We start from the raw sequence: 17,033 nt of genomic DNA on the forward strand, positions 1-17,033 counted from the left end.
GTTAGAGCACGGCACCGACAGCCCACGAGCGACTTTCTGCTGAAAGGCTGGGTCGCATGACGACGGACACGAGCACGGACGACGACGGCCCCCAGTGGGACACCCCCGCCGGGAGGATCCTCGGCCGCCGGGACGGTCGCGTCCTGCGGGCCAGCGGCATCCGGTACGCCCGTGCAGGCCGCTTCGAACGCCCCATCCCGGAGCCGGCGGCACCGCGGGTGGACGCGACCCGGCCGGCGCCCGCGTGCCCGCAGCCACCGATGGAGTTCACCGAGCGGGTGCTGGGCATCACGCGCGGCGAGCTCGACTTCGACGAGGACTGCCTCCGGCTCTCCGTGACCGTCCCGGCCGGGGAGATGGGGGCCGATCGCCCGCTTCCGGTCATGGTGATGATCCACGGCGGTTCGTACACCTCCGGCGCCGGTGACCTCGCGATCTACGACCCCGCCCTGCTCGTCGACGAGCAGCAGGTCGTCGTCGTCAACGTCACCTACCGCCTCGGTCTCCTCGGATACCTCGGCGACGGGGAGTCGCGTCCGGCCAACCTCGGACTTCTCGACCAGATCGAGGCCCTGCGCTGGGTCCGCACCAACATCGCCTCCTTCGGCGGCGACCCCGGGGCCGTCACGGTCTTCGGCCAGTCCGCCGGCGCCGATGCCACGGCCCACCTGATGATCGCGAAGGGGACGGAGGGCCTCTTCCGGCGCGCCATCATCCAGAGCCCGCCGATCGGCGTCATGCCCGATCGCTCCGGCATGGCGGCCGCGATGATGCGCACGGCCGAGGCCGTGACCGCGGAGGCCGACGTGGACGACGTGGTCGCCGCGCAACCCGGTGTCCACCCACCCTTCGTGCGGTACGGCGTCCGGGCCGGCATGCCCTTCGGCGTGCAGTACGGCCATGATCCCCTGCCGGCGGAGGCCGACCTCGACGCCGCCTGGAGCGAGGCGGCCCGCCGGGTGGACGTCCTCATCGGCTCGACCGACCGTGAGGCCGCCTTCTTCGTCGCCAAGGCCGCCGGTGAGCACCTCACCCGCCCGTGGGCGGCGCCCTTCGTCCGACGGGCGGTCGCCCGGCTCACCGAGGGGATCTACGGACGGGGCATCCTCGCCTTCGCCGATCGTCACCACCGCGCCGGTGGTCGGGGACAGCGCTACCTGCTCACGTGGGGGGTCCCCGGCAATCCCTACGCCGGAGCGCACACCGTCGACCTGCCGCTGCTCTTCGGGCATCCCGAGACCTGGCGCGGCGCCGAGCTCGTCGCGGGGGTCGACCCCGAGGACCTGCGGCGGTCCGGTCGGCGGCTGCGGCAGATGTGGGGGGACTTCGCGCGGACCGGTCACCTCGACGTCGTGTCCGAGCCCGGCCTGATCGAGGTCCGCGACCTGCCGGTGGGCTGAGACACACCAAGGGCCCCCTTCGCGTCGGGGGGAGGTCGACGCGAAGGGGGCCCTGTCCAGGGGGCGGTGACCGAGCCGGGGCTCAGGAACCGTAGACCGAGCGGATCCCTTCCCGGTCCTGCTCGGTCATGCTCAGGTCGCTCGACGTCCCGTTGCACTGCGGGTAGTGCATGATCGACGACGAGTCGTAGGGCGTCAGCGGACGCCAGTTGCTGTCCTCGAAGCAGGTGCCGGCCTCGGGACGGGTGTGCTCGTGGCGGAAGCCGAGCGAGTGGCCCAGCTCGTGGGCGAGGACGTTGTCCGGGGTCCACGCACCGGCGCCGAAGATCTGGTCGGTGTTGACCAGGACGTTGCGGGTGGACTGCCGGGTGCTCGGGAAGAAGGCGCGGGCGATGTAGTTCGTGCCGGTGACCGGCTCGACCGAGAAGAGGACGTTGTTGTTCCTCGTGGTGCAGTTGTCGTCCTGGCTGGCGTCATGGGTGAAGTCCACACCGGAGCTGGCGGCCTCCCACTGGTTGCCGCCGGCCTCCATCGCGTCGGCGATCCTCTGGTGGTCCGCGCCGAAGTCGGAGCTCACGCAGTAGGTGAGGTTCTTGGCCTGACTGGCGGACCACAGGTCGTCGTTGCCGTACACCGTGTTGACGATGAGCCCGTCACTCGGCGTCGTGGGATTGACGACGTCCTGGTAGAAGTCGCGCAGCTGCTTCTCCCCCTGGACCGGGATGTCGCCGTTGACGATGTACTGGCCGTCGTTCGGGTCCTGGTAGGTCTGCGACTTGAACTCCTTGTACGAGGGCTCGTCGCCCTCGCCGGCGTAACCCAAGGAGGTCGCGCCCAAGGAGATGGTCGCTGCGACGGCGAACACCGAGACAGAGCGCTTGGTGGTGCGCTTCATGAAAATCACCCTTCATCGCGTCCGGGGGCGCGGTCACGTCCCCTGCGTGGAAGGAACGCTAGAACCCACTCGCACAACGACTCCATCCACCTTTCGTCAAGAAAGGCCAAGGGCCGTCAGAAGTTCGTCAGATGGCTCGAAGGGGAGTCAGACGTCCTGTCGACGCGACGTCAGAGCGTCCGTCAGCGCAGCCCGGCGAGGATCTCCAGGGTCCGCAGGCGCTGGTCGAGACCGGGTGCCGGGTTGGTGATCATCAGCTCGTCGGCATCGGCCCGGGCAGCGAAGTCCGCCAGGCCCGCGGTCACCTCACCCGGGTCCCCGACCACCGTGTAGTGGAGCATGTGGCGGGCCTGGGCGCCGACCGCGGTGTCGAGCAGCGCGGCGACGGTCGCCTCGTCGAGGCGGCCGGAGCCGACCCGACCGGCGAGCATCCGCACACGGGCGTGGAGCACCTTCTCCCGGGCGGCCAGCGCCGTCGGCGAGTCGTCGGCCGCGATGACGTTGACCGCGGCGATGACGTGCGGGGCGGAGAGCTGCTCGCTCGGGGTGAACTGCGCGCGGTAGGTGCGCACCGCCTGCTCCAGGGCGTCCGGTGCGAAGTGGCTCGCGAAGGCATAGGGCAGGCCGTAGGCGGCCGCGAGCTGGGCCCCGAAGAGGGAGGAGCCGAGGATGTAGAGCGGCACCGAGGTCCCGCGGCCCGGGTACGCGTGGATGCCCTCGACGCGCGACTCGTCGGCGAAGTAGCCCTGCAGCTCGCGCACGTCGTCGGGGAAGCTCTCCGAGGCCCGCGGGTCGACACGCAGGGCGCGCATCGTGGCACCGTCGGTGCCGGGCGCGCGACCGAGGCCGAGGTCGATCCGGCCCGGGTGCAGCTCGGCGAGGGTGCCGAACTGCTCGGCGATGACGAGCGGCGCGTGGTTGGGGAGCATCACACCCCCGGAACCGACCCGGATGCGCTCGGTGTTGGCCGCGACGTGGGCGATGAGGACCGAGGTCGCAGCGGAGGCGATGCGCGGCATGTTGTGGTGCTCGGCGAACCACAGGCGCTCGAAGGCGCCGAGCTCGTCGGCCCGGCGCGCCAGGGTGAGGGTCTCCTCGAGGGCCCGGGCGATCGGCTGGTCACGGCCGACGGTGGCCAGGTCGAGGAGGGAGAAGGGAGGCAGCTGGGCACTCATCCCGCCATCGTCCCACCGGGGTCGGCAGGTGAGCGGCGGGGGTGGCTGTCGGCCCCGACGCCTATCCTCCTGCGCATGGACATCGGGGACGCGCGGCAGATGGCACGAGAGCTCATGGACGAGCACGGGCTCGGCGAGTGGGCCCTCCTGCTCGACCGCGCGAAGCAGCGCGCCGGGGTGTGCCGCTACACCGACCGGGCGATCGGGCTCAGTCGGCACCTGACCCTGATCCACACGCGGGACCAGGTGCGCGACACCGTCCTGCACGAGATCGCCCACGCCCACGCGGGTCCGCGAGCCGGTCACGGACCGCGGTGGCGGGCCGCCGCCACCGCCATCGGCGCGACGCCGCAACGCTGCATCCCGCAGGACGCCGGCCGGATCCCCGGCAGCTGGGTGGGCACCTGTCCGGTCGGGCACACGATCGACCGGCACCGGCGGCCGTCGCGGGTCCTCTCCTGCCGCCAGTGCCACCGCTCCTTCACGGCGGACGCGGTCTTCACGTGGACCCACCACGGGGTGCCCACGGACCCCGGGCCGACCTACCGCCACGAGCTCGAGGCCATCCTCCGGCGGACCCGGAGGGATGATTTCCGGGCTCGACGTGGTTGGCTGGTCTTGTGAACATTCGCGAGATCCTGCCCCCCGCCATCGACCTGCCCTCCGAGGGCAGCGTGACGATGTTCTCCACCACGTGGTGCGGCTACTGCCGACGCCTGAAGTCCCAGCTGGACCGCGAGGGCATCGGGTACACCGAGGTCAACATCGAGAACACCCCCGGCACCGCCGAACTCGTCGAGACGATCAACGGCGGCAACCAGACGGTGCCGACGCTCCTCTTCCCCGACGGCAGCTCGGCGACGAACCCCTCGCTCGCCCAGGTCCGCAAGCAGCTCGGCTGACCGTGGCCCCCGCCTCGTCAGCGGCCAGGGTCGCGATCGGCACCAGCCTCGCCGGCGGCGCCCTCTCCGCGCTGTCCAATGCCCCGCTGCAGTTCGGCCACCTCCTGCGCGGACGCTTCCCGACCGTCGCGGTCACCGGCATGACCGGCGTCGGCAAGACGCGGCTGGCCGACCGGCTCGCCCGGCGCGCCTCCGTCGAGTCCACGGTCGACGTCGGCTCGGCGACGATGGAGCGACGCACCCGCAAGACGGCGAAGGGCAGGGGCTTTCGCTTTCGGGTCGTCCCCGGCGACAACGCCGCGACGCGTCTCTCCGCGCTCGACGAGGTCTTCCACGATGACCCCGTCGACGGGGTCCTGCACGTCGTCGCCAACGGCCACGCGACCCGTCGCGCCAACGCCGCGACCGACACGACCCGGGAGTCCCTGCTCGCCGCGGAGCTCGAGGACTTCACGATCACCGCGCACCGGATCGCCTCGATGGCGGTGCGGCGCGACAAGCCCGTCTGGCTGATCATCGTCGTGACGAAGACCGACCTCTTCTCCGACGACGTCGCGGCCGCCGTGCACTACTACTCCCCCGGCAGCGGCTCCCCCTTCGCCGCCAAGGTCGACGAGTTGCGCTCCCTCGCCGGCGGCGCCCGACTCTCCGTCGACGTGGTCCCCATGTACACGGAGGCGCAGACGAGCACCGGCAAGGAGAAGAAGCACGCCGAGCGTGCCTCCGCCCACCTCCTCGACCGCCTCGAGTCCCGCATGGCCCAGCTCAGCGGCCACGTCTGAGCCTGCCGCTCCCCCCTGTCGCATCTGCCCAGGCAGATGCCAACTCGACCTCGCATCTGCCTAGGCACGTGCCCAGCCAGCTGGCATCTGCCTAGGCAGATGCGGTGTCAGAAGGTGTGGCGCAGCGGGTAACCACTGACACCGGCATCGTCGGTCTTCGTGGCGAGGACGTGGGAGAGCTGGATCTCGTTGCGCTCGAAGCCGATCCGCGAGCCAACCATGTACAGGCCCCACAGCCGGGCCGTGCCCTCCCCGACCTCGGCGACGGCCTCGTCCCAGTGGTCGACGAGGTTGTCGACCCACCCGGCCAGCGTCATCGCGTAGTGCGGCCGAAGATCCTCCATGTGCTGCACCTCGAGACCGACGTCCTGGACAGCGGCGACGATCGTGCCCGAGCCGGTGAGCTCGCCGTCCGGGAAGACGTACCGGTCGATGAAGGCACCGGTCTGCGTCGGTCGGTTGTGCGGGCGGGTGATGCAGTGGTTGAGCAGCCGCCCGCCGGGGCGCAGCTTGTCCCGCAGGGCCCCGAAGTAGCTCGGGTAGTTGCGTACACCGATGTGCTCGGTGAGCCCGATCGAGCTCACCGCATCGAAGTCCTCCTCGAGGACGTCGCGGTAGTCGAGGTGACGGACCTCGGCGAGGTCGCCCAGCCCGTCCCTGTCGATCGCCTGCTTGGCCCACTCGGCCTGCTCGAGGGAGAGGGTCACACCGAGGGCCGTGACCCCGTGGTGCTTCGCGGCGTGGCGGACCATGCCACCCCAGCCGCACCCGACGTCCAGCAGCCGTTGTCCCGGTCGGAGGTCGAGCTTGCGGGCGATGAGGTCGTACTTCTCCGCCTGGGCCTGCTCGAGCGTCGCGTCCGCTGTCGGGTAGACCGCGCAGGTGTAGGTCATCGACGGTCCGAGGACGAGCTCGTAGAAGCGGTTGGAGACGTCGTAGTGGTGGTGGATGACCCCCGCGTCGCGCGTCCTGCTGTGCCGCAGGCCCTCGACGACACGGCGCCACCTCGGCAGGTGCTCCTGCGGTGGGGGCGGCGGCGGGGTCAGGTGCTGCCAGCCGAGGCCACGGACGAGCTCGAGTGCTTCCGCAGCGTTCGGGCGGCGCCACCGATCCTGGTTGTTCATCAGCTCGAGAAGGGGGTAGAGGTTGCCCTGGTGCACGCCATGGACCGCGAGGTCACCAGCGACGAAGGCCCGCGCCATCCCGAGGTCTCCGGGTGCGGTGACCAGGTACCTCAGCCCGCGTTCGGTCCGCAGGTCGAGGCGCATCGAGGCGTCCGCCGGCCCCGCTGTGCTGCCGTCGTAGGCCGTCAGCCGCACGGGCAGGCCCTCGGGCAGGAGGGAGGCCAGCGCTCCCGCGATCGTGATCGTGCTCACCGGGTCGTCACCACCTTCTCGTACAGCGGCGTCAGCCGACTGTCCGGATCGTACTTCTGCTTCACCGCGGCGAGCTCGCCGCCGCCGTAGAGCCGGTCGAAGACGTCACGCTCGTAGAACGCCTCCGAGTAGAGCGACTTGTGGCCGCCCAGCTCATGCACCCGCTCCTCGATCGCCCGGTTGACCGGACCGTGCGGTGCGTGCGCTCCCACGGGGACCGTGCCCCAGAAGCCGACGTTGACATAGGTCGCCCCGGGCACGAGTGGATACGTGGGCCACGCGCGCGCGGCGCCGTCGATCTCGCGCAGGCGCAGCGGGCAGAGCCACACCGGGCGCATGCCGACCTCGGCGTCGAACCACTCGAGGAAATCCGGGAGGCGGTCGATGGTCACCTCGATGTCCTGGATGACCCGCTCGCGCTGCGGACGTCCGGCGCGGGCGTCCAGTCGGTCGATGATGTCGAAGCGCCGGTCGAGGCCGATGATCCGGTGGTAGACGTCCGAGCGGCGCCACCGCCTGGGCCACAGCCGTCGGACGAGGGGGTTCTGCACACCGAAGGCCCCCGAGCACCAGAACCAGTCCGTGTCCCAGCGCCAGAGGTAGTCGTGCATCGTCAGCAGGTCGCTCGTGCGCTCCTGGAGCGAGCGGTAGTAGATCTGCTGGCCCGTGTAGTCGCTCGTCGGCCGGGAGTCATGGGTCCACGTCGCGAGAGTCAGGTACAGCTCGTGCGGGGAGAACGCCACACCGTCGAGCCCGTCGACCCGGGTGCCCTCGTACTCACCGGACCCGACGATCTCGCGGACGGCCACGGTGAGCGAGAGCGCGTCGTGGAACCGCAGGTGCCGCAGGGCCACCCGCGGTGGGACGGCCTCGAGCTCGATCCTCAACCGGGTGGCGTAGCCGAGCGAGCCATAGGAGTTGGGGAAGGCCGCGAAGAGATCGGCGTGCTCGTGGTCCGGTCGCGCGGTGAGCACCTCACCGGCGCCGGTGAGGATGTCCATCTCGAGCACGGACTCGTGCGGCAGACCGTTGCGGAAGCTCGTCGACTCGATGCCCAGACCGGTGATCGCGCCGCCGAGCGTGATCGTCCGCAGCTGGGGCACGACGAAGGGGATGAGCCCGTGCGGCAGCGTCGCGGCGACGAGGTCCTCGTAGGTGCACATCCCCTGCACGTCCGCGGTGCGGGCGGCGGGGTCGACGGCGATGACTCCGGTCAGTCCGGAGACGTCGAGCCCGGTGGTCGCTGCGGCCGAGCGGGGACGGAAGAGGTTCGACGTCGTCTTCGCCAGTCGCACCCGCTCGCCGGGCGGCACTGCGGCAGACGACCTGATGAGCCGATCCACCGCATCCTCGTGCGCACTCCAACCACTTGGCTGCGTCATGCACGCAACCCTAGACCTGAGGCCCGCGTGAAGCACCCCGGTTCTTCCCGCCGGCGCGGGTCAGCGGATGGCGAAGCCGGTCACAGCGTCGAGGCACTCGCTGGGCTCGTCCCACAGGTCGTTGTGGGTGCGCCCGGCGACGACCACGCGCTCGGCGGTGGGGATCGCGGCGGCGAGCGCCTCGCTCATCGCGGGCGGCACGATCGTGTCGTCGGCCCCGTGCACGAGCAGGGTCGGCACCGTGAGCCGCTCGACCAGATCCTCCGTCTCCCACCGGTCCGGCACGAGCCACCGCGGGAGGATGCGCACCACCCGCTGCACCATCGCCGTCATCGAGGTGAAGGGGGAGATGAGGACGAGGCGCCCGCTCCCTTCGTCATCGGTGAGCAGCCCATCGGCCGCCAGGTGCGCCGCGACGGAGGAGCCCAGCGACTCCCCGACGAGGACGGTGTCGGCCGCCGACAGGCCTGCGGCGCGCAGGTGGGCCATCCCGTCCACGGCCGCCGCGAGGACCGTGGCCTGGGTGGTCCGCTGGTCCGCAGCGGGGCCGTACCCGGGATACTCCACGGCAGCGAAGCCGAGCCCGTGGCGAGCGAAGAGACCCGCGAGCGGGGCGATCGACGCGAGGTCGGAGCCGTTGCCGTGCATGTAGACGATGGTCCGACTGCCGTCCTCGGGGGCGGGCCGGTGCAGGAGGTGGCTGCCGCCCTTCGTCGTCTCGTGGTCAGCGCCCGCATAGGTGGGGGCCGGGTAGATCAGGCGGCGCAACATCACAGGTCCGGCGGGAGCGGGAGGAGCATCTCCCCGTCACCGGGGTCGCGGTCGGGCAGGACGCCTGCCTCGTCGACGAGATAGACGGTGTGCCCGTCCTGACGCAGCCGACGGATCGCCTCGAGCAGCATCCGTCGCGCGACACTGCGGATCGTGTGCACCCCCGTGAGATCGACCGCGATGATCCGCTCCGACGGCGGCTCGTCCGTCAGCCGCTGCAGGATCCGCTCGGCTCCGGAGAAGCCGATCGTCCCGGAGAGCTCGTAGACCCGCACGGCGTCCTCGCCCGCACCGATCGCGTGGGTGGAGTGGAGGACCTCACGTGCGGGCGGGGCGACCTCCATCAGGTGCAGCCCCATGTCGCTGGAGAGCCGCTCGAAGGTCTCGATCCCGCGCACGCTGTTGCCGTGCGTGTCCAGGCGCGGGGAGAAGGTCGCCAGCCCCACCTGTCCGGGCAGCGCCCCGATGATCCCGCCGCCGACCCCGCTCTTGGCCGGGATGCCGACGGCGGAGACCCAGTCACCGGCGGAGTCGTACATCCCGCAGGTGAGCATGACCGAGAGCAACCGACGCACCTCGCCGCCGGAGAAGATCCGCTGGCCGGTGACCGGCTGGACCCCGGCGTTGGCCAGGGTCGCGGCCATGAGGGCGAGGTCCCGGGCGGTGACGAGGACCGAGCACTGCCGTGCGTACGCCGAGATGATCTCCTCGGCCGGGTCGGAGATGATGCCGTGGGAGCGCAGCATGTGGGCGATCGCGAGGTTGCGGTCGCTCGCCTCCATCTCCGAGTGCCACACCCTCTCGTCGACGGACAGCTGCCGGCCGGCGAGGTCGGAGAGCAGCTCGATGATCCGTTCGACGCGGTCCGAGGGGCTGATCTCACCGCCACCGATGAGCGAGTGCGCGGTGATCGCACCGGCGTTGATCATCGGGTTGCTGGGACGACCGGAGCCCTCCTCGAGGGAGAGCTCGTCGAAGGGGTCCCCGGAGGGCTCCACGTCGATGACCTCGTCGACCCCGGCGATCCCGCGCTCACGCACCGCGAGGCCGTAGACGAAGGCCTTGGAGATCGATTGCATCGTGAACTCGGTGTCGGCGTCCCCGACGGCGTACACCGCCCCGTCGACGGTGGCCATCGCGACGCCGAACTGCTCGGGGTCGACCTTGGCCAGCTCGGGGATGTAGGAGGCCGGCGCGCCCCCACGGGAGGAGGCGCAGGCATCCACCACCTCGGTCAGGTAGTCGGGGACGGGGTTGCGCATGCCCGTGATCCTGTCACGGGCATGCGCCGTCACCCTCAGGCGAGGGGCACGCACACCTGCGTGAGCTGACGCTCCGGCGGGGTCTGGCTCGGGTCGCTGAGGTAGCGGTTGAAACCGAGTAGCTCCATCGGGTCGTCGTCGCCGCGCCGCGCGAAGGTCAGTCCCTGCGCGTGGGCGAACTCCTCGATGCGGGTGTGCGCCTCGCTGATCAGGGTGAACGGCCCCTCGACGCGGGCCATGGCGACCTCCTGCTCGGGCAGGTCGTGCACCACCAGGGGCGGGGACGCGGTCGTGCCCGCCGGGACCGGCAGCCAGACGGAGATCGTCGGGTCGCACTCGCGGTACTCCGGGTCGTGCTCGAAGGCACCGCCCGGTCCGATGGGGGTCAGGCCCTGGCGGCCGATCTCGGGGACGAGCTGCTCCCACAGCCGTCCCTCCTGGTCGTAGGCGGGGATGGTCCCGGTGATCGTCACGACGGTGCGGGCGGGAATGGTCTCGCGAGAGACGGAGATGGCGGACATGGTGGAGCCTTCCTGGTCGAGGAGCTGGTCGATGAGGGCCAGCCGCTCCCGGGCCGCGCGCAGCTCGTCCCCGAGAGCCTGCCGCTGCAGGTCGAGCGCCTGCCGGTAGCTCTCGGTGCCGCGGGCGGCGAGGAGGACTGAGATGGCGGACACGGCAAAGCCCACGTCGCGCAGACGGCGTACGTGCGCCGCCTCGGCCAGCTGCTCCTCGGCGAAGCGGCGATAGCCGCTCGCCGGGTCCACCTCGGCAGGCACGAGGATGCCGTGGTCGCCGTAGTGGCGCAGCATCCGCACGCTGAGGCGGCTCCGGGAGGAGAACTCCCCGATCGACATGAGGCCCGCGGTGTCGGTCATGCGATCACCCTGTCCCCTCACACGATGTGAGGGTCAACCCCGTGGCTCAGAAAACCGACTCGACCCACTCCGGGTGGTCGACGAAGGGGTTGCGGTTGCCCTGCCAGTTCGCCTGGATCCGCTCGTTGCGACGCTGCTCGAAGGCGTCGGGTGGGTCGTCCTGGCTCCACTGCTTGAGGACCGTCAGACGGCCCATGAAGGGGGCGGAGCCGTTGCCGACCCGGTCGTTGACCTCGAGGTCGACCCGGTCGCCGGACTCGTAGCGCACGGCCATGTAGAAGATCATCCGCGCGACATCGCCCTTGACCTCGTCGCGCGGCTCCCAGGAGTCGTCGTCGGCGTAGTTGCCGGGCGCCTCCGCGTTCTCGGTGCCACCGGTGTCGAAGTCGAGGTTGCCTCGCGCGGAGTTGACGGTGACATCGGTCGGTCGCAGGTGGTGCAGGTCGGTGCCGGGGCCCCTGGACGTGCCGAAGTCCCCGTGGCTCTTGGCCCACACGTGCTCGCGGTTCCAGTTGTCCACGGCGCCGCCGTTGTTGCCCTTCGGGGAGGTGGTGCCCGAGTAGAGCAGCCGGACGCTGCCGGTGTCCTGCGTGTCCTCGTCGACGTCCTTCAGACCCTCCCAGACGTCGTCATAGGACAGGACCGTCTGGTTGCTGATGATGGAGTGCAGCTCCTCCTTGAGGGCCTGTCCGCTCAGCCCTTCGGTGCCGGCGTAGTAGGTCCCGGGGTCGGTGGGTTCGCCCGGGTCCCCCGGCTCGTCCGGGTCACTGTCGCCGGCCTCGATGGCGCTGGTCCCCGTGACGCCGGCGTGCGCGAAGTAGGGCGCGAGCGAGCCGGTGACGTCGACCTGCTCACCGAGGAGGTCGGGAGTGCTCGCCAGCCCCCACTGCGAGCGCAGCGCGGAGGGCACCTGGACATAGAGGATCCTCGCGGTGTCCGTCTCGCCCGCGCCGGCGGCGATCGCGATCGCGTAGTCGGTGGCGAAACCGTCGGTGACGACACGGTCGGTCGCCGTCGGCTGGCCCACGACGTGGCCGCGGACGGTGTGGCTCGAGCCGTCCTGTCCGGACAGCGCCTCGGCCACGCTCAGCGGCGCCGCAGCGGCGCTGGTCGAGGACGGGGCGGAGCGGACCGCGGCGACATCGACGGCCCGCGAAGGGAGCGTCGGTACGGCGACGAGGACGGCGGCGCCGGTGGCACCGACGAGGCGACGAAGGGTGCGAGACATGGGTGGACCTCACGGACGGGAGCACGGGTCACCCCATGCTCGCCATCCGCGAGGCCCGTCAGGTGAACGGGAGGTCAGGACCGGCTCCGGATTCCCCCTCCGACCTCCCTTCCGTCAGCTCAGATCGTCGCGGCGTCGATGACGAAGCGGTAGCGCACGTCGGAGTTGACGACGCGGTCCCAGGCCTCGTTGACCTTCTCCGCGGGGATGATCTCGATCTTGGAGCCGATGCCCTTCTCCGCGCAGAAGTCGAGCATCTCCTGGGTCTCCGGGATCCCGCCGATCATCGAGCCGGCCAAGGACTTGCCGCCCCCGATCAGGGAGAAGGCCGGGACCGTGAAGGGCTCGACCGGTGCGCCGACGTTGACCAGGGTGCCCTCGACGCCCAGCAGCGCCATGTACTCGTGGATGGGCAGGTTCGCGCTGACCGTGTTGATGATCAGGTCGAACGTCCCCTGAAGGTCCTCGAAGGTGCTCTCATCGCTCGTGGCGCGGTAGTCCGTCGCCCCGAGCGCGATGCCGTCCTCCTGCTTCTTCAGCGACTGGGAGAGCACGGTGACCTCCGCGCCCATCGCGACGGCCAGCTGCACGCCCATGTGGCCGAGGCCACCCAGGCCGACGACGGCGACCTTCGAGCCCTCGCCGACGCCGAAGCGGCGCAGCGGGGACCACGTGGTGACACCGGCGCACAGCAGCGGAGCGGCCACGTCGAGGCCGACCCCCTCCGGGATCTTCAGGGTGAAGTCCGCGTCGACGACGATGTGGGTGGAGTAGCCACCCTGGGTGATGGAGCCGTCACGGTCGGTCATCCCGTAGGTGCCGATCTGCTGCGTGCAGTACTGCTCCTTGCCGGCCTTGCAGGCGTCGCACTCGCGGCACGAGTTGACCATGCAGCCGACGCCGACCCGATCGCCGACCGCGTGCTGGGTGACGCCCGAGCCGACCTCGGTGACGGTGCCGGCGATCTCGTGACCGACGACCAGCGGGTAGGGAGCCTCGCCCCATTCGCTGCGGGCGGTGTGGATGTCGCTGTGGCAGATGCCGGCGTAGGCGATCTCGATGAGGACATCGTTCTCGCCGACGTCCCGGCGATCGATGGTGGTCGCAGACAGCGGTTCGGTGGCGGACGTGGCCGCCCAAGCATTCACGGTGCGCACGGAGGCGCTCCTCTCATCGGGAAAAAGCAGGTGCTTGACCATTCAACTCCTGCGCTCCCCCTGCCACCAAAACGAGGAGGGTGGCGGCCTCGGCCGTCACCCGAGGGAATGTCAACGTCCCGGACGAATCACGCTCTCTCGGCGGGGAGCCCGGTGTCTCGCACGAGATAGACCCAGGGGAAGGCGCGGATGGCGACCTGCCAGCCCTCGTCCTCCCACCGGGGAAGGGGGCCGGTCCACACGATCCGTTTGTGCTCCCACTGCGTGGGCGTGCGGCGCACCCGGTGCTTGAGCATGCCGGCGCCGACGGTCCGCCACCCCTGCCGGCCGGCGATCGCCAGCTCGGCCATCTCGTCGAAGGCGGTCACCGGTCCGAGCCACCGGTCCTCGGCGCCGTCGCCCGCTTCCTCGGTGTCCCGCCTGCGGCCACCGAAGCGCTGCTGCGCCGCCTGTCGACTCATCCCGAGCTCGGCCCCGAGCTGCGTCCAGCTGTGCCCGGCGGCGCGCGCCGCTGCGACCGACTGCTGCATCAGGGCGGCGATCTCGACCTCGGCCGCGGCCGTGCGGTGCACGATCGCCAGGTGGTCGTGGGAGCCACCCTCGCCGTCCAGGCCGGTGAGGATGGCCGCACCGAGCGCCTCGGTCAGCCCCGGCTCCTCCACCTCAGCGCTCCCGGTCGCGACTCGGCAGCCAGGCGGGGGGCTCCTCGCCCCTGGCCTCGGCCCTGTCGGACCTCGCGAGCATCCCGAGGAAGTAGACGTTCACGAGGATGATCGCGACGCCGGCGCCCTGGAGCATGCCTCCGACGAAGCCGTCGAGCGCCAGGCCGGCGACGGCCGCGATCACCCCGATCCCCACGAAGATCCCGAGGGTGGGCTTGTTCCGTCGACTGATCGGCTCCATGCGTCAACCTTGTCTTGACGTTCGTGCGATGTCAAGACCTGGTTGACGACTGTCCGCCACCCCCTTCGCCCGATGGGCGAGGGCCATCGCACCCGATGAGCAACCGCAGCAGGGGAGCCGAGTCCGCCGGCAGCGGGTGCCGCGGATCCGCCCACCGGACCTCATCGATCTCGGCTGCGGGAGTCACCTCCGGTCGGGACCGTCCCGCCAGGTGCGGATGTCGGAAGACCGTGGCCAGGAGCGGACGGCCGGCCTCGTTCGCTGCCGCGGTGCGGTGGACCGCCAGGAGCTCGAGCAGCTCGGGGTCGAGCGCGAGCCCGAGCTCCTCCTCGACCTCACGCAGGGCGCACTGCGCCGGCGTCTCGTCCGGCTCGGGCTTGCCACCCGGGTGCATGAAGGAGGTCGTCCCCCGCTTGCGGACCGTGAGCACCGAGCCGTCGGCATCGGCGAGGACCACGGCGCTGACGACGATCGCGTCCCCCCTGCGGCGCGGGCGGTCACGCGCGAGCGACGCGTAGACGAAGGAGTCGGTCCACTCCCCCTTGCTCCAGCAGTCCTGTCGGTACGTGGCCTCCCAGCGCATCCCGAGCCGCTCGCACAGCGCCGCGGAGGCACCATTGCGGGCATCCATCCGGGCGACGACCCGATGCATCCCGTACCGCCCGAACCCCACCTCGAGCAGGGCGGACGCTGCCTCGGCGGCAAAGCCCCGGCCGGCGACGTCCGGGTGGAACGCCCAGCCGATCTCGCCCTTCGCCCCCGCCTCGTCCGTGGCCCACAGGACCACGTCGCCGACGACCCGGCCCTCGTGCTCGACGACGAGAGCGAGGGAGCGCGCCGGGGTGTCGACGCCCAGGCGGTCCACGCGCTGGGCGAGGTGCGCCCGACCCGCCTCCTGCGTCCACGGCGCGCACAGCAGGTACCGGGCCACCCCGGGCAGGCAGTAGTAGGCCAGCAGTGCCGGAAGGTCACCCTCGGTGTGCGCGCGCAGGGTCAGCCGCTCGGTGCGGATCGGGAGGAACGAGTCGATGGTCACGCCGACCAGCATGCCCCCTGCGGTGGGCCCACATCGGGGATGATGGTCGCGCAACCACCCGCCCGAGGAGCACCCATGTCGACCCACCTCTCCCGCGCCCCGCTCGGTCGGCGGGGGGTCCTGGTGGCTGCGGCCATCGCGGCGACGCTCACCGCGTGCAGCGCTGGCCCGGGTGCGGAGGGCGACGCGACGATGCACCTGAGGATCACCGCCTCCGACTCCGAGGACGCGGTGCGGATCAACGCCACCGAGGGGGCGACGGCGACGATCCCCAGCTCCGCGGTGGGAGACGTCGACGTCGAGGTCCAGTCGATCGATGGCAGCACGGTCGTCTTCGCCACGGGCGAGGCCATGGCACCAGAGGGCAAGACCGGAGGGATCAACCTCAACGACACCCGCTCGGACTTCTCCGTGACGAAGGGGACGAGCGTGCAGTTCTCCACGCCCACGACGGACGCGAGCACGACCTGGACCGCCACCCTCGAGGACGGCCCGGCCCCCTCCTGATCGCGCCCGTCGCGGTCCACTACCCCCTCGCCCTCGGCGTCCACTGAGCGGCCGCTGAAAAAATCCTGACCCCACCGTGACCATTCCGTGTCCTGATCGTTTAGTATTCAGATGCCTGCACACCCTGCGTAGGCCCCGCGATGGCGCCGAATCCTGCCACCTTCCCGGGTTCGGACGAACATGAGTGGCAGGAGCGGAGGACCCAGATCTTTGTGGCCGATCTCACGGCCTCGGGGTGAAGTCCTCAGTGGTCCGGACACCCGGACCGCAAGGGCGGGGTGGTCTCCACCCCAACCCGACAGCTAACTCCGCAGGCGTCGGGAGACACCATGACCCTGTTCTACTCCGGGCGCCACCGCGCCGTCCGCCCCTCCACCGTCAGCCGTTCGGCCGGTCTGAGCATCGCTGCCGTGGCCGCAGCGGGCATCGCCGCACCCGCGATGATCGCCACCAGCGCCTCCGCTGCCCCCGCCACCGTGAGCACCAACAGCACGAAGAGCACCTTCACCGGGACCGTGAGCTACGGCGATCGCGGCAGCTCCGTCAAGGCGGTCCAGCGCAAGGTCGGTGTCCGCGCCGACGGCGTCTTCGGGCCCGCCACCCGCTCGGCCGTCAAGCGCTACCAGTCGCGTCACGGCCTCGTCGCTGACGGCATCGTCGGCTCGCGTACCGGCGCGAAGATGGGCCTGAGTCGCTCGTCGAGCAGCAGCTCCGCCTCGCGCTCGACCTCCCGCACGAACTTCAGCGGCCTCGTGCGCCAGGGCTCTCGCGGGAACGTCGTCAAGCAGGTCCAGCGCATCGTCGGCGTCAGCGCCGACGGCGTCTTCGGCTCGCGGACCGCCTCGGCCGTCAAGAGCTGGCAGCGTAGCCACGGGCTGACCGCGGACGGCGTCGTCGGCCCGCAGACCGGCTCCCGGATGGGCCTGAGCGGCTCCTCGAGCAGCAGCAGCTCGACCGTGAAGGCCAGCAGCAGCACGAGCACCAACACCAGCAGCAGCTCGGTCCTGGGCACCGCCGCCCGCTACGTCGGCACCCCCTACCGCTACGGCGGCACGACCCCGTCGGGCTTCGACTGCTCGGGCTACACGCAGTACGTCTTCGCCAAGCACGGCAAGAGCCTGCCGCGCACCGCCGAGGCCCAGCGCCGCGCTGCCACCCCCGTCTCCTCGCCGCGTCCGGGCGACCTCGTCTTCTTCGGCGCCCCGGCCTACCACATGGGGATCTACGCCGGGAACGGGCAGATGTACGACGCCGGCAGCTCGCGCACCAACGTCACCAAGCGCTCGATCTGGACCAGCGCCGTCACCTACGGCCGCGTCTGATCCACCACGACGAGGGGCCCCGACCACTGCGGTCGGGGCCCCTCGTCGTTCCCGGGCCGC

The 17,033-nt window shown here is 71.0% G+C and carries 18 protein-coding genes and 1 riboswitch; of the genes, 6 read left to right on the plus strand and 12 right to left on the minus strand.

The window, feature by feature from the left end; translation table 11 throughout:
- Positions 1-56 precede the first annotated feature (56 nt).
- Positions 57-1,400, plus strand: a complete 1,344-nt coding sequence (locus ACR9E9_RS01860; RefSeq protein WP_435201112.1) for a carboxylesterase family protein — start codon at positions 57-59, stop codon at positions 1,398-1,400.
- Between the two features lie 82 nt (positions 1,401-1,482).
- On the opposite strand, the gene ACR9E9_RS01865 is transcribed toward ACR9E9_RS01860, so the two are convergent.
- Both ACR9E9_RS01865 and ACR9E9_RS01870 read right to left on the minus strand, forming a co-directional pair.
- Positions 1,483-2,295: a M57 family metalloprotease gene (locus ACR9E9_RS01865; RefSeq protein ID WP_435201114.1), complete on the minus strand. Its 813-nt coding sequence runs from the start codon at positions 2,293-2,295 to the stop codon at positions 1,483-1,485.
- 182 nt (positions 2,296-2,477) lie between these two features.
- Positions 2,478-3,470, minus strand: coding sequence for an LLM class flavin-dependent oxidoreductase (locus tag ACR9E9_RS01870; RefSeq protein ID WP_435201116.1), 993 nt, complete (start codon positions 3,468-3,470; stop codon positions 2,478-2,480).
- Positions 3,471-3,545: 75 nt separating this feature from the next.
- Here ACR9E9_RS01870 and ACR9E9_RS01875 point away from each other — a divergent pair, with 75 nt between their 5' ends.
- Genes ACR9E9_RS01875 through ACR9E9_RS01885 form a run of 3 tightly spaced genes read left to right on the plus strand, consistent with a single transcriptional unit; the run spans position 3,546 to position 5,154 of the window.
- Positions 3,546-4,094 carry a SprT-like domain-containing protein gene (locus ACR9E9_RS01875; protein WP_435201118.1) on the plus strand — a complete coding sequence of 183 codons (549 nt, stop codon included), beginning with the start codon at positions 3,546-3,548 and terminating at the stop codon, positions 4,092-4,094.
- A gap of 56 nt (positions 4,095-4,150) precedes the next feature.
- Entirely contained in the window at positions 4,151-4,372 is a 222-nt protein-coding gene (locus ACR9E9_RS01880) for a mycoredoxin (RefSeq protein WP_435203555.1), read from the plus strand.
- Positions 4,373-4,374: 2 nt separating this feature from the next.
- Complete coding sequence (locus ACR9E9_RS01885; protein ID WP_435201120.1) at positions 4,375-5,154, plus strand: GTPase domain-containing protein; 780 nt, start codon at positions 4,375-4,377, stop codon at positions 5,152-5,154.
- Between the two features lie 107 nt (positions 5,155-5,261).
- Here the strand turns inward: ACR9E9_RS01885 and ACR9E9_RS01890 are convergent, their stop codons facing one another.
- The 10 genes from ACR9E9_RS01890 to ACR9E9_RS01935 form a co-directional block, all read right to left on the minus strand.
- Positions 5,262-6,530: a class I SAM-dependent methyltransferase gene (locus ACR9E9_RS01890; RefSeq protein ID WP_435201122.1), complete on the minus strand. Its 1,269-nt coding sequence runs from the start codon at positions 6,528-6,530 to the stop codon at positions 5,262-5,264.
- Positions 6,527-7,912 carry an FAD-binding oxidoreductase gene (locus tag ACR9E9_RS01895; RefSeq protein WP_435201124.1) on the minus strand — a complete coding sequence of 462 codons (1,386 nt, stop codon included), beginning with the start codon at positions 7,910-7,912 and terminating at the stop codon, positions 6,527-6,529. The genes ACR9E9_RS01890 and ACR9E9_RS01895 overlap by 4 nt, the downstream gene beginning before the upstream one ends.
- Positions 7,913-7,972: 60 nt before the next feature.
- Positions 7,973-8,683 carry an alpha/beta hydrolase gene (locus ACR9E9_RS01900; protein WP_435201126.1) on the minus strand — a complete coding sequence of 237 codons (711 nt, stop codon included), beginning with the start codon at positions 8,681-8,683 and terminating at the stop codon, positions 7,973-7,975.
- Complete coding sequence (locus ACR9E9_RS01905) at positions 8,683-9,945, minus strand: glutaminase (protein ID WP_435201128.1); 1,263 nt, start codon at positions 9,943-9,945, stop codon at positions 8,683-8,685. Before ACR9E9_RS01905 ends, ACR9E9_RS01900 begins: the two co-directional genes overlap by 1 nt.
- Before the next feature lie 35 nt (positions 9,946-9,980).
- Positions 9,981-10,820 carry a MerR family transcriptional regulator gene (locus tag ACR9E9_RS01910; protein WP_435201130.1) on the minus strand — a complete coding sequence of 280 codons (840 nt, stop codon included), beginning with the start codon at positions 10,818-10,820 and terminating at the stop codon, positions 9,981-9,983.
- A 46-nt stretch (positions 10,821-10,866) separates the two neighbouring features.
- Positions 10,867-12,048: an endonuclease gene (locus ACR9E9_RS01915; RefSeq protein ID WP_435201132.1), complete on the minus strand. Its 1,182-nt coding sequence runs from the start codon at positions 12,046-12,048 to the stop codon at positions 10,867-10,869.
- A 119-nt stretch (positions 12,049-12,167) separates the two neighbouring features.
- Complete coding sequence (locus tag ACR9E9_RS01920) at positions 12,168-13,205, minus strand: NAD(P)-dependent alcohol dehydrogenase (protein WP_435201134.1); 1,038 nt, start codon at positions 13,203-13,205, stop codon at positions 12,168-12,170.
- A 128-nt stretch (positions 13,206-13,333) separates the two neighbouring features.
- Positions 13,334-13,867, minus strand: a complete 534-nt coding sequence (locus ACR9E9_RS01925) for a hypothetical protein (protein WP_435201136.1) — start codon at positions 13,865-13,867, stop codon at positions 13,334-13,336.
- Between the two features lies 1 nt (position 13,868).
- On the minus strand, positions 13,869-14,108 hold the full coding sequence (locus ACR9E9_RS01930) for a hypothetical protein (RefSeq protein WP_435201138.1): 240 nt from the start codon (positions 14,106-14,108) through the stop codon (positions 13,869-13,871).
- 31 nt (positions 14,109-14,139) lie between these two features.
- Positions 14,140-15,144 (minus strand): GNAT family N-acetyltransferase, encoded by a 1,005-nt coding sequence (locus tag ACR9E9_RS01935; protein WP_435201140.1) that lies wholly within the window; start codon positions 15,142-15,144, stop codon positions 14,140-14,142.
- Positions 15,145-15,219: 75 nt separating this feature from the next.
- Here ACR9E9_RS01935 and ACR9E9_RS01940 point away from each other — a divergent pair, with 75 nt between their 5' ends.
- Together ACR9E9_RS01940 and ACR9E9_RS01945 are read left to right on the plus strand one after the other, a co-directional pair.
- Complete coding sequence (locus ACR9E9_RS01940) at positions 15,220-15,651, plus strand: hypothetical protein (RefSeq protein ID WP_435201142.1); 432 nt, start codon at positions 15,220-15,222, stop codon at positions 15,649-15,651.
- A 134-nt stretch (positions 15,652-15,785) separates the two neighbouring features.
- A riboswitch (cyclic di-AMP (ydaO/yuaA leader) is annotated at positions 15,786-15,982 on the plus strand.
- Positions 15,981-16,973 carry a peptidoglycan-binding protein gene (locus tag ACR9E9_RS01945; protein ID WP_435201144.1) on the plus strand — a complete coding sequence of 331 codons (993 nt, stop codon included), beginning with the start codon at positions 15,981-15,983 and terminating at the stop codon, positions 16,971-16,973. Its footprint overlaps the riboswitch before it by 2 nt.
- Positions 16,974-17,033: the final 60 nt, after the last annotated feature.

The organism is Janibacter sp. GS2 (assembly GCF_051200835.1).
Classification (GTDB): domain Bacteria; phylum Actinomycetota; class Actinomycetes; order Actinomycetales; family Dermatophilaceae; genus Janibacter.

Excerpts from the sequence above, each read along its gene's own strand:
- ACR9E9_RS01915 (WP_435201132.1), bottom strand. The coding sequence starts at position 12,048 with ATGTCTCGCACCCTTCGTCGCCTCGTCGGTGCCACCGGCGCCGCCGTC.
- ACR9E9_RS01880 (WP_435203555.1), top strand. The coding sequence starts at position 4,151 with ATGTTCTCCACCACGTGGTGCGGCTACTGCCGACGCCTGAAGTCCCAG.
- ACR9E9_RS01905 (WP_435201128.1), bottom strand. The coding sequence starts at position 9,945 with ATGCGCAACCCCGTCCCCGACTACCTGACCGAGGTGGTGGATGCCTGC.
- ACR9E9_RS01895 (WP_435201124.1), bottom strand. The coding sequence starts at position 7,912 with ATGACGCAGCCAAGTGGTTGGAGTGCGCACGAGGATGCGGTGGATCGG.
- ACR9E9_RS01910 (WP_435201130.1), bottom strand. The coding sequence starts at position 10,820 with ATGACCGACACCGCGGGCCTCATGTCGATCGGGGAGTTCTCCTCCCGG.
- ACR9E9_RS01940 (WP_435201142.1), top strand. The coding sequence starts at position 15,220 with ATGTCGACCCACCTCTCCCGCGCCCCGCTCGGTCGGCGGGGGGTCCTG.
- ACR9E9_RS01870 (WP_435201116.1), bottom strand. The coding sequence starts at position 3,470 with ATGAGTGCCCAGCTGCCTCCCTTCTCCCTCCTCGACCTGGCCACCGTC.
- ACR9E9_RS01900 (WP_435201126.1), bottom strand. The coding sequence starts at position 8,683 with ATGTTGCGCCGCCTGATCTACCCGGCCCCCACCTATGCGGGCGCTGAC.
- ACR9E9_RS01945 (WP_435201144.1), top strand. The coding sequence starts at position 15,981 with ATGACCCTGTTCTACTCCGGGCGCCACCGCGCCGTCCGCCCCTCCACC.
- ACR9E9_RS01860 (WP_435201112.1), top strand. The coding sequence starts at position 57 with ATGACGACGGACACGAGCACGGACGACGACGGCCCCCAGTGGGACACC.
- ACR9E9_RS01930 (WP_435201138.1), bottom strand. The coding sequence starts at position 14,108 with ATGGAGCCGATCAGTCGACGGAACAAGCCCACCCTCGGGATCTTCGTG.
- ACR9E9_RS01865 (WP_435201114.1), bottom strand. The coding sequence starts at position 2,295 with ATGAAGCGCACCACCAAGCGCTCTGTCTCGGTGTTCGCCGTCGCAGCG.
- ACR9E9_RS01875 (WP_435201118.1), top strand. The coding sequence starts at position 3,546 with ATGGACATCGGGGACGCGCGGCAGATGGCACGAGAGCTCATGGACGAG.